The following is an 11792-nucleotide window of genomic DNA, read 5'->3' as shown; positions in this document are numbered from 1 at the left end:
ATGAATACGGATGTACAACAATCTTTTTTAAACAATATCGCACGTAAACTAAACCGAGAACGTCGCTCGGGGGTCACTCCTCCTAAGTGGAAAAACAATCCACTCAGACACTTTCCTAAAGAGATAGATCACGAAAGTTTAGTAGAGCAGTTTATTGCAAACCTGAATATTTTACATACAGAAGTAAGTCATATATACCGTTCAGAAATAGAGAGTGCACTTCAATATGTTGTACATAAATTTAATGTTCAATCTGCGGTGTATTGGGATGATGATAGATTACATCAGCTTGAAATAGGAAAGTATTTAACAGGAAATTTCGTTTCTCATCGAATTTGGCAAAGTAAAGAATGTGAAAGAGAACTACGGGATTATGCAGCTCAAGTGGATATGGGCATTACATATGCCGAAATGGGACTCGCTGAGACCGGAACCGTTGTTTTATGGAACGGTGGTGGACGCGGACGTTTAGTTAGTGTTTTGCCAGCAGTTTATGTAGCGATTCTCTCAGAACATACCATTTATAGACGTTTAACTGAAGGAGTAACTAGCATTCACGAACAAGTTTCGAATGGATTACCTGCCTGTATTAATTTTATCACTGGACCGAGCCGGACAGGTGATATTGAGATGGAATTAGCTTTTGGAGTTCACGGCCCCGGAAAGGTTCATGTCATTTTATTAAAGGATTAGAGAGAAAAACAAAAGAATACGAGGGGGAGTGGGGATTTTGATGAAGAATAAATTTCGTTATTATGTCTTTACAATGCTCACGTTTATTACGATGGTAAATTATATTGATCGAGGGGCTATCGCTTATGCGCAGTCTTTCATTATAAAAGAATATGGCTTTGACCCCAAGGAATGGGGCGCTATATTAGGGTATTTTGGTTATGGTTACATGATCGGTTCTTTATTAGGAGGTATTTTTTCAGATAAAAAAGGACCGAAATTTGTATGGATCGTAGCAGCAACCGCTTGGTCTATTTTTGAAATTGCGACCGCTTTTGCTGGAGAAATAGGGATTGCTATTTTTGGAGGGTCTGCTTTAATAGGATTTGCTATCTTCCGCGTTTTATTTGGCTTAACAGAAGGGCCATCTTTCGCGGTTTCGAATAAGACAGCAGCAAACTGGGCAGCTCCAAAAGAAAGAGCTTTTCTAACATCCCTTGGTTTTGTTGGTGTTCCGTTAGGTGCAGTATTAACGGCGCCTGTAGCGGTTCTGTTGCTCTCTTTCACTAGCTGGAAAGTAATGTTTTTCATCCTCGGTACAATTGGGATCGTATGGGCGATTATTTGGTATTTTACATTTACGAATATGCCCGAGGATCATCCACGAGTGACAAAAGAAGAACTAGCTGAAATACGAAGTACAGAAGGTGTACTTCAATCCATAAAGGCAGAGAAAGAAATTCAAAAAGAGCCATGGTACTCCTTTTTTAAAGTTCCGACATTCGTTATGGTTACGATAGCATATTTTTGCTTCCAATATATCAATTTTTTAATATTAACTTGGACACCGAAATATTTGCAAGATGTATTCCATTTTCAATTATCTTCCCTTTGGTATCTTGGGATGATTCCGTGGCTTGGCGCTTGTATCACATTACCACTAGGGGCGAAGCTATCTGATCGTATTTTACGTAAAACAGGGAATCTTCGTTTAGCTCGAACAGGGTTACCAATTATCGCTTTATTACTTACAGCGATTTGTTTTAGCTTCATTCCCGCGATGGACAATTATGTAGCTGTATTAGCGCTTATGTCGCTTGGAAATGCATTTGCTTTTTTACCGAGTTCATTATTTTGGGCAATTATTGTCGATACGGCTCCTGCTTACTCAGGAACATATAGTGGAATTATGCATTTCATCGCTAATATCGCGACAATCTTAGCCCCGACTTTAACTGGATATTTAGTTGTAAGTTATGGTTATCCTTCTATGTTTATCGTAGCAGCCATTTTGGCCGCTATTGCAATGGGGGCAATGTTATTTGTAAAACCAGGGCAGCAAACGAAGAATGAAAGCTTATTTAACTGGAGTAATAAGAAGGGATTAGAGGAACCTCGTGCTAATTTTGAATGAGTAATGAAGTGAACTCGAATAGTGGTATATGAAAAACTCCTGAATTTGCATACTAAGTATGCAAATTCAATGGAGTTTTTTGTTTGAAGAAAAAGTAGAAAGTGAAATGGTCAATGAAACAAAAAGAGAGTATTTGAATGAATCTTTTTTTCGAATCTACATGCAAAAGTGCGGGAAGACAAAATGTAGAATTCAATTAAGAGGAGTTCAGTGATAGTAATCAATACTGAGGTATAAGCGGGGATAAAATGACATATAAATCTCTATGATCACACGCTGGAGGCGAAGTCTATTCTATAGCTTCGCCTATTTGTTTTGTATTCGAAGTTTGTGCGAGTGAGTGTTCATACTCTTTTTTTAGCGTGAATTACTTGTGAAATCAAAACTTTATTTGTCGTACATAATAAATACAGTTGTTTTACTTTTTTAATGACATGTGGATATAGGAAAAAGTTGATTTATCAACCTATATTAAAATAAAAATAAACCACTGTTCGATTTGAATATTCCACGATATAATGGTGAGAGTTTATGACAGAATAAATATTTACATAAGAAGTGAGGTACTGTATGAAAAAAAGAACGACAGACATTATTTTTATTATTATTGGTGCATTTCTTTTTGCGTTAGGTGTCAATTTATTTGTTATTCCGAACGAATTTGGTGAGGGCGGGGTAACAGGTATCACGATTATTACGTACTACTTATTTGAGTGGTCACCAGGTTTAGTTAACTTAATTTTAAATGCGATTTTGTTAATAGTCGGTTATAAATTTTTAAATAAGATCACAACGATTTATACGATTATCGCTGTAGTGACCAATTCGCTATTTCTTCATTTAACAGAAGGGTGGACGATTGCTTCTGATGAAATGCTCGTAAATGCCATTTTCGGTGGAATATTTATCGGGTGCGGGATTGGTCTTATCATCCGCGTTGGTGGAACGACAGCAGGTACTACCATCTTAGCAAGGATGACACATAAGTACTTAGGGTGGAGCATTAGCTATGGTTTACTGTTCTTCGATTTAATTGTTGCGTTTTCATCTTATTTCATCATTGGTGCAGAAAAACTGATGCTGACAATTATTATGCTATATGTAGGAACGAAAGTAATGGAATTTGTAATTGAAGGTTTAAATCCGAAAAAGGCCATTACAATTATTTCTGATAATCCGGATGAAATTGCCGGGAAGGTGACAACCTTAATGGGCAGAGGGGTTACCGTGTATTCAGGTCATGGCTATTACACGAAAACGCCGAAGGACATTCTTTATGTTGTTATTAATAAGCAAGAAGTAGTGAAGCTAAAGAGGATTGTTCAAACTACGGATCCAGCTGCGTTCATTGCTATACACGATGTTCGTGACGTATTTGGAGAAGGATTCGTTGATATTTCTAAGGCTTAGAAATTATTTTTGATTAAAATAATCTTAATACTAAAACGTGAGAATCTATTTTGAATCATCTTTTTTCAAAATAGATTCTTTTTCTTTTTCTTGCAAAAAATCCAATTGTTTCTTAATGTAGTGATGTAGAAGGATGAACAAGAGAGGGTTTAATGAAGATGATACATATTTTATTAGCTGATGATGATAAGCATATTAGAGAGTTATTGCATTATCATTTACAAAAAGAGGGTTTTAAAGTTTTTGAGGCGGAAGATGGAAAGGTAGCGCAAGAAGTATTAGAGAAGGAAAATATTCATCTTGCGATCGTAGACATTATGATGCCTTTCGTTGATGGTTATACGTTATGTGAAGAAATACGGAAGTATCATGATATACCTGTTATTTTATTAACAGCAAAGGATCAGTTAGTCGATAAAGAGAAAGGATTCATTTCTGGTACGGACGATTATATCGTAAAACCATTTGAACCAGCTGAAGTCATTTTCCGTATGAAAGCTTTATTACGCCGTTATCAAATGCTGAGTGCTGACATAATTACACTCCATGGAACGACAATTGATCGTAAAGGTATTGAAGTGAAGTGTAACGGCCAGACGATTTTACTTCCGTTAAAGGAATTTGAATTATTATCACAACTAGCTAGTTATCCTGGGAGAACATTTTCAAGAGAAGAGTTAATTGAGTTAGTATGGGGAATGGATTTTGAAGGGGATGAACGAACAGTTGATGTTCATGTGAAGCGACTAAGAGATCGTTTCTCAAAACGAACGGATGATTTTCAAATTACAACGGTGCGTGGACTCGGTTATAAGTTGGAGCTGAAATAAGATGAAATCACTATATTCTAGATTTGTTTTTATGACAGTCGGTATTATGCTACTCAGTAGTATTATCGGCTTTTTATTAACGAACGTATATTATCAAGTGAAGTTAAAACCGTATAACAGTGCGAAGATTTTAACGTATGCGGAAGAAGTTAAGTCATTATATGAAAAGCAAAGTGAAGGAAATCAAGAGGCATATTTACATTCTATTGCAAAATTAGGGTATGAAATTTATATTGTCGATGATCAAAAGAATGGAAAGCGTATCGGTAATGCGTTTCGTAAGACGACGATAAGTGATGATACCGTCCGTAAAGTATTGAATGGCGAAACGTTTAATGGTGTTTCCACATATCCGACTCGCCTATTTATTACCGGTTTTTTCGATAATGAATTAATAAATAGTGTCGGTGTACCAGTAAAGCACGGTGATAAACAATACGCTTTATTTATTCGTCCCGATATTCAGAACCAATTTGGCGAGATGCGAATTTTCTTAGCGGTATTACTTGGTTTTATCGTACTATTAAGCATTATCTTTATAGCGATTGCAGCAGGTTACATCGTTCGTCCCATTCGTAAATTTACGAATGCTACGCAAAAAATTGCGAGTGGTGAATATGAAATTGAATTAGACGTAAAACGAAAAGATGAAATAGGAACGTTATCTACAAGCTTCCAAAAGATGACGAAAAGTATTAAAGAACTAGATGAAATGAGACAAGAGTTCGTTTCGAACGTTTCACATGAATTCCAGTCACCGCTTTCTTCCATACAAGGTTTTTCGAAGACATTGCAAACAGAAAATATGAGCATGGAAGAAAGAAATCATTACTTACAAATTATTGAAGGCGAAAGTAAGCGAATGTCTAGTTTATGTAAACAGTTACTTACGCTCGCTTCATTAGATAAAGAAGAGAAAGTGTTGCAAATAAAAGAATTCAATTTGCAGAAGCAAATTAAAGACGTCATTTTTATGCTCGAATGGAAATGGCGTGAGAAAGATATCGCTGTTGAATTTGATGTACCGGACATAACAATTCAAGGTGATGAGAACTTGCTTCATCAAGTATGGAGTAATATTTTTACGAATAGTATTAAGTTTTCAAACGACGCTGGGACGATTGAGTTTTTCGTCGAAGAGTTAGAGTCTAGTGTCATTATCTCTATATCTGATAACGGAATCGGAATGGAAAAAGAAGAAATGGATCGTATTTTTGATCGTTTTTATAAGGTGGATACAGCAAGGGCAAGAAATGTAGAAGGTAGCGGTTTAGGATTGTCGATTGTGCAGAAGATTGTTGAACTGCATAAAGGAAACGTTTCAGTGTATAGTACGAAAGGGGAAGGGACGACCGTTCGGGTTGAACTTCCTAAATAGATGAAAGAGGCTGTTTCGGAACGGCCTCTTTTTTGTTCGTTAGTCTATGTGTAAAGTGAAAAGAGTTGTTTTAAAGATGTGAGTAATCCTATTCCATAATTGGACTTGTTTGTAGAATAAGATTAGGAGGAAGTTTATTTGAAAATGTAGAATCTCTACAGAGTTATAAGGATTTTATTGAAACTTTAGCTATTTAGGGAGGAAATTATTTTGAAACGAATTGACGTGTTATTAAACGTACTAGATTCAACATTCGATAAAGAGAGTTGGTATGCACCGTTTAAACATGCTATAGAAGGACTTACAGCCGAACAAGCTATGTGGAAACCATCTGGTGAGGAAACGAATACCATTTGGGAGAATGTTAATCATCTCATTTATTACAAAGAAAGGCTTGCTGCAAACTTGGAAGGCCGTGAATGGACACATAATCTTGACGGTAATGACACCTTTTATCTTACTAAGCAATCTAATGATGATATGGAATGGAAGAAAGTCGTTGAACGTTCTGAAGATGCTCAACGTAATTTAAGACAGGTATTAAGTGCAATTTCTGAAAGAGAGCTTGAGCAAAATTCACTAGAGGGGAAATTATTGGACATCATGCTTCATGATGCTTATCATACAGGACAAATTATTCAATTAAGGAAAATGCAGGGAGCTTGGCCATCAAAGCGTTAACGGAACGTTTTAGTTGGTGCTATTGTTGAATAAATTTTAGATATTCAAACGACTTTATTGTTATATTTTTATTGAAGTATTTTACATCCAAAATGAAATAACTATATTGTTAACCCCGTCCCAAATTCAGAACGGGGTTATGTTTAGTTTGCTATAAAGCAGCACCTTTCCCGCGCTCCTCCTTAAACCGAACGCCAAAAGTATCCGCTGTAATCTCATCAGCTTTCGGCAATGAACGTAATTTCGGATGAAGTAGCCATACGAGAGAAATGAATAAAATCCCGATGCTAGCGAGCGCGAAAATGAGTTGGCTACTAAATACATTTGCCGTATATCCGCCAATTAAAGAACCGAACGGCATAGCAATTGTGCCCATACTTCGCATGACTGAATTGATCCGTCCAATATATTGATTTGGAATTACAATTTGACTAATTGTCGCAAATAATATGTTGGTCGCACCAATCGGAATCCAAGCTAGGCCGAATAAGAGAATAGATAGCGATTGAAACGGTACGATCGTAGAGAGAAACCAAAAGATAGCGCCAGTCGTAAAGCTAATAATAGAAGTGCGGCCAACATTACGTTTGCCAACCCATGAACTGAATAGTGCTCCAATTAAACTGCCGGCTGATATAGCGGCTAAATAGAAACCATATAATTTCACCCCACCTAAAGAATCAGCGAAAGAAGGGAGTATGGCCATCGTCATACCGATTGAAAAATTAGCGACAACTGAACCGATTAAGAATACGCCCATTAATGAACGAAAGACGATCGAAAAACCTTCTTTTAAATCAGAGAAATATTGCTTGGTTGAAAGTGTTGTGCCTGCTTCCGTTTGTTTCGGTATTTTTAATGAAAAGAACAAAAGGGCAGTAATCGCGAATGTGAAAGAGTCGATTACATATAAAGTAATGGCACCAAGTAGTGCTACTAATATGCCAGAAAGAGTCGTACAAATTAAATCAATACCTTGATACGCAAATGAAAAGAGAGAGTTCCCTTTTAATAATTGTGTTTTATGCAGTAGAAGTGGTAAAGCTTTCGATTGTGCGGGATAGGCGAATTGTTCGATAAAAGCTACGATGGGCATAATGATGAGTAGTAGTTGAACTGTTAATAGATCGAAGTAGTGTGTAATAGGAATAATTAAAATAAGAATGCATTGCAAAACTTGTGTGATGACGAGGGTGCTTTTAATGGACCATCTATCAACGAATGGACCGGTAAGAAATTGTAATGCAGAAGGTAGTAACGTAAGGAAACCAGCCAATCCAGAATAAAAAGGATTACCACTTAGCTTATATACGAGCCACATCGCGGCTACATAGTACAAGCTATCTCCTATGTTTGTAAAAATTCTCCCTAAAAACAATAAGAGGAAATTCCGGTTTTTCAATATGTCCATTTAATCTACTCCTTTATAATAAAGTGAAACTTTAATCAGTGGGAGGTTCATCCACACTGATTATTAGCCCCCACCAACCGGACGTTTACGGGCATTTAATCTCCCACTTAACTTCTTTTTTTAGTTGAATTTTGAGGTTGGAGTTTTACTGCCCGTTAATGTCGGATAAATTTATTCGGTAAAATAAATTTGACCGTTTATGTAAAAAAAATCGTATTACGATTTTTCTTCTTTTTTCACAAAGCGCTGCATTGCTCGTTCGTCGATTTGTAGTGCAGTAGTAGAAATGTAATAAGACTTACTATTTGGATCTTTATCCGCATCTTTTGCGATATCATTTAATTCAGCCATTAATTCATGAAACTTTTTCACCCACACTTGAAATTGTTCTGGCGTGGCATCAAACTCCCAGCAAGATGAAACGTAATTCCACTCAGCAGGGTCTTCGCTTACTTTTCGTAATGTAAAAGCTTCTTCTGGTGCAGCGAGAATGTGGTTTTTCGTTCTTTCTGTCATTTGTAAAAAGATTTGGCGACCTGATTCACTCAACATTTCTAAATGAGGTAATAGGTCTGCGGCAGGGGTGAAGCCTCTAGCGACAGATTGATAAAACTTTTGAATGATGCCATTCTTTTCTTCTGTATAAACAATTTCTATAAAACCATTCTTTTCTAATTCTTTTAAATGATAATGAATTTTCGCCCTTGCAATGCCGAATTTCTCAGATAGTAGTTGCCCTGTATAAGGACGTTCGCATAGTCGCATCATCATTTCGACACGTAGTGGATCGCTTATTGCTTTTAGTTGGCTATAAGTAGTGAGTGTTAACATGGGCTTCAAAATGATCAACTCCTTAAATGAAATTACTCGGTCAAGATTATTTGACTGAATTGTATCAAGGATTTTAATTGTTTTCAATACTTTCTGAAAATTTAATCTTAATCTCTGTAATCTTCTGTTCATATTCCGTTCATATTTCTTTTTTATGATAAGTGCATAGAAAGAAAGAGGAAGGAGCGAGCGAAATGTTTTTAGCTCTGCGTGAATTAAAACAATCAAAATTAAGATACGGATTAATTGGACTGATTATGGTGTTATTATCATTTTTAGTTCTTGTTATTTCAGGATTAGCAAATGGATTATCATATGATAATGCTTCATCGATTCAAAATATGGAGGCAAACAAGTTCGTTTTAGCAGATGATGCGGAAAATAAATTACTACGTTCACAAATTAAGAAAGACGATGTAGATAACGTAGTAAATCAAGTAGGCGAGAAAGAGGCCGTTCCGTTTCGTGTGAAAGTTTCAACATATGAAAAGAAAGATAGTTCGAAAAAGGTTGATATCGCTATTTTCGCTAGTGAACGTGATTCATTTTTAGAACCGAATATTGTAAAAGGTGAGAAGTTAGGTATAGCAAACAACGAAATGGTTGCTGATGAATCAATTACAGAAAAAGGAATCGATATTGGGGATACAATTATCGATCCTGTTTCAAAGAAAGAATTTAAAATCGTCGGATTTACGAAAGATCAAATGTTTAGCCATACACCAGTCGTTTATGTAAATGAAGACGTATGGGGGTCTATTTCACAACCAAACCAAAAAGATTATAGTGCAATTGCACTGAATACAGATAAAGAAATTAAAAATGCACATGTTATCGACAAAAAAGAAGTGCTGCAAAGTATTCCAGGATTTAAAGAAGAACAAGGAACATTAACAATGATCATTGCGTTCTTACTTGTTATCGCTGCGCTATTAATCGGTGTATTCTTCTACGTAATTACATTGCAAAAAACACAGCAATTAGGCGTATTAAAAGCAATCGGTACAAAGAACTCTTATTTAGCAAATAGTTTAGTCGTGCAGGCGTTATTCTTATCAGTCGTTGCGATGGTAATCAGTATCGTTCTTGTACAAGGATTAGAACAAATTTTACCAGCAGGTATGCCGTTCTTATTAACAACACCGATGATTGCACAATATGCAGCAATCTTTATCGTAATTAGTATTTTAGGAACACTTATTTCGTTATACCAAGTATTAAAAGTTGATGCGCTAGAGGCAATTGGAGGCGGGATGTAATGACTTCATTATTAAAATTAGACAAAGTAAGTAAAGTGTACGGAGAAGGGAATACGGAAGTAACAGCCCTTCATCCGATATCACTTGATGTGAAAGCTGGAGAGTTTATCGGAATTGTCGGTCCTTCTGGATCAGGGAAAAGTACATTATTATCAATCGCGGGTGCTTTACTATCACCGTCAAAAGGGGATATTTACATTCGTGAGCAAAATATTACACAGTTATCAGAAAAGGAAATGACAGATATTCGCTTGAAAAAAATCGGTTTCATCTTCCAGTTTGCAAACCTTGTTCCATATTTAAATGTGAAGGAACAGTTACTTTACATTGCTAAGCTGAAAAAAGAAAGTAAACAAGAATCAGAAAAGCGTGCAGATCATTTATTAGCGGCATTTGGATTAGGAGAAAGAAAAAATCATTATCCAAATCAACTATCTGGTGGGGAAAAACAAAGGGTAGCAATTGCTCGTGCGTTCATGAACAACCCAGATTTAATATTAGCAGATGAGCCAACGGCAAGCTTAGACTCAAAACGCGCACGTGAAGTTGTAGAAATGATGAAACGTGAAGTGAAAGAGAGCCAAAAAGCAGCAATTATGATTACACATGATGAAAGAATGCTTGATGTATGTGATCGTATATTGACGCTGAGAGATGGACAGTTAATATAAAGAAAAAGGCCAACCGTACATGCGGTTGGCCTTTGTATAATTGTTTTTAATAAGTATAATGGCTTTATTTTGAGAATAACGTTTTAATTTTATTTCGTGTTACTAATAAAATCCCGCCTAATACAGATAACATACCTAAAGCCATATTATTTGATTGCTCACTACCAGCGTTAGGAAGTTCTCTAGCATTATTATTTGCATTTGTAGTACCAGTCTTTGTTTCTGTTTGTTTCGATTGAGATACTTCATTGATCTTGTTAGCTACATTTTGCTTCGTTGTATGTATCTCAGCTAATTTGTCATCAATTTTTTTCTCAGTGTGTTTAAAGTCGTTGATTTTAATATCTAAGTCTTGTTTTTTCTTTGATAAATCGTCTGAAACAGTTTGTTTTGATTGTTTCATTTCGTTAATTTTATTTAGTAAATCTTCTCTAGCTTTTTGTAATTCAGCAAGTTTGTTTTTTACATCTTGCTTAGCTAGTTCTAAGTTAGCGGAAAGGCTATCTAAATTTCCTTTAATTTTCTTAAGCTCCTCTAACGTGTTCCCAGTATTCGGCTTGTTTTCTTTTAGCTCAGCAAGTTTGTCCTCAGCAGTTTGTTTCGCTTTCTTTAACTCAGCTAATTTTTCATCTACTTGTTTTTTTACTTCCTTAAGTTCATTAACCTTCTGATCGATGTTCTCTTTATGTTGTTTCATTTCATTCACTTTTTCATCGACAGTTTGTTTATGTTCTTTAATCTCATTAACTTTATTATCGATATTTTGTTTATGTTCTTTAACTTCAGCAACTTTATCTTCTACTTGTTTTTTATGCTCTTTTATTTCCGCGATTTTATCTTCGGCGATTTGTTTGTCTTGCTGAAGTTTTGCATCTAGCTCTTGTTTATGTTGTTTCATTTCGTTGATTTTTTCATCGGCAACTTGTTTACGTTCATGTAGTTCATTCACCTTTGTATCAACATTTTCCTTAACCTTGTTAAGTTCATTCAATGTTTGATCCACGTTTTCTTTGTGTTGCTGCAATTTCGCATCTAACTCTTGTTTATGTTGCTTAATTTCAGCTAATCGATCTCCCGTACTTTGCTGAGGAGTAGCTTCAGTTACTTCTGCATGAGTAGAGTTTGCGCCAGCAATCATTGCTAAAGCTAGTGTAGACGCAGCAATTGTTTGTTTTGTTTTCATATTTTTGTACCTCTTTTCTTTCATATGCATGAGCTGTTTTGTGTAAAAATGA

Annotated in this window: 11 protein-coding genes; 8 read left to right on the top strand and 3 right to left on the bottom strand. The window is 35.8% G+C overall.

Translation table 11 applies throughout. The features are described 5' to 3' along the window. From ATN06_RS16330 to ATN06_RS16305, 6 genes are all read left to right on the top strand, one after another. On the top strand, positions 1–693 hold the full coding sequence (locus ATN06_RS16330) for a LutC/YkgG family protein (RefSeq protein WP_060631518.1): 693 nt from the start codon (positions 1–3) through the stop codon (positions 691–693). A 40-nt stretch (positions 694–733) separates the two neighbouring features. Continuing rightward, positions 734–2086: an MFS transporter gene (locus ATN06_RS16325; RefSeq protein WP_060633154.1), complete on the top strand. Its 1353-nt coding sequence runs from the start codon at positions 734–736 to the stop codon at positions 2084–2086. A 570-nt stretch (positions 2087–2656) separates the two neighbouring features. Then, complete coding sequence (locus tag ATN06_RS16320) at positions 2657–3496, top strand: YitT family protein (RefSeq protein ID WP_000747499.1); 840 nt, start codon at positions 2657–2659, stop codon at positions 3494–3496. Between the two features lie 152 nt (positions 3497–3648). Further along, positions 3649–4326, top strand: a complete 678-nt coding sequence (locus tag ATN06_RS16315; protein WP_088116007.1) for a response regulator transcription factor — start codon at positions 3649–3651, stop codon at positions 4324–4326. Between the two features lies 1 nt (position 4327). Then, the gene (locus ATN06_RS16310) at positions 4328–5704 is read left to right on the top strand and encodes a sensor histidine kinase (protein WP_060631517.1); all 1377 of its coding nucleotides are present in this window, start codon (positions 4328–4330) and stop codon (positions 5702–5704) included. Between the two features lie 210 nt (positions 5705–5914). Next, the gene (locus ATN06_RS16305; RefSeq protein ID WP_060631516.1) at positions 5915–6385 is read left to right on the top strand and encodes a DinB family protein; all 471 of its coding nucleotides are present in this window, start codon (positions 5915–5917) and stop codon (positions 6383–6385) included. Positions 6386–6536: 151 nt separating this feature from the next. Here ATN06_RS16305 and ATN06_RS16300 read toward each other — a convergent pair whose 3' ends face one another. Further along, positions 6537–7796: an MFS transporter gene (locus ATN06_RS16300; RefSeq protein ID WP_060631515.1), complete on the bottom strand. Its 1260-nt coding sequence runs from the start codon at positions 7794–7796 to the stop codon at positions 6537–6539. A 216-nt stretch (positions 7797–8012) separates the two neighbouring features. Continuing rightward, positions 8013–8636 carry an ArsR/SmtB family transcription factor gene (locus ATN06_RS16295; protein ID WP_060631514.1) on the bottom strand — a complete coding sequence of 208 codons (624 nt, stop codon included), beginning with the start codon at positions 8634–8636 and terminating at the stop codon, positions 8013–8015. A gap of 185 nt (positions 8637–8821) precedes the next feature. Here ATN06_RS16295 and ATN06_RS16290 point away from each other — a divergent pair, with 185 nt between their 5' ends. Both ATN06_RS16290 and ATN06_RS16285 read left to right on the top strand, forming a co-directional pair. Continuing rightward, entirely contained in the window at positions 8822–9886 is a 1065-nt protein-coding gene (locus ATN06_RS16290) for an ABC transporter permease (protein WP_060631513.1), read from the top strand. Next, positions 9886–10557: an ABC transporter ATP-binding protein gene (locus ATN06_RS16285; RefSeq protein WP_000202597.1), complete on the top strand. Its 672-nt coding sequence runs from the start codon at positions 9886–9888 to the stop codon at positions 10555–10557. Before ATN06_RS16290 ends, ATN06_RS16285 begins: the two co-directional genes overlap by 1 nt. A 64-nt stretch (positions 10558–10621) precedes the next feature. Here the strand turns inward: ATN06_RS16285 and ATN06_RS16280 are convergent, their stop codons facing one another. Then, on the bottom strand, positions 10622–11740 hold the full coding sequence (locus ATN06_RS16280; protein ID WP_060631512.1) for an LPXTG cell wall anchor domain-containing protein: 1119 nt from the start codon (positions 11738–11740) through the stop codon (positions 10622–10624). Positions 11741–11792 lie beyond the last annotated feature (52 nt).

Source organism: Bacillus thuringiensis (assembly GCF_001455345.1).
Taxonomy (GTDB): domain Bacteria; phylum Bacillota; class Bacilli; order Bacillales; family Bacillaceae_G; genus Bacillus_A; species Bacillus_A thuringiensis_N.
Note: the sequence above shows the minus strand (reverse complement) of the source record. Positions and strands in the feature narration are given on the sequence as shown.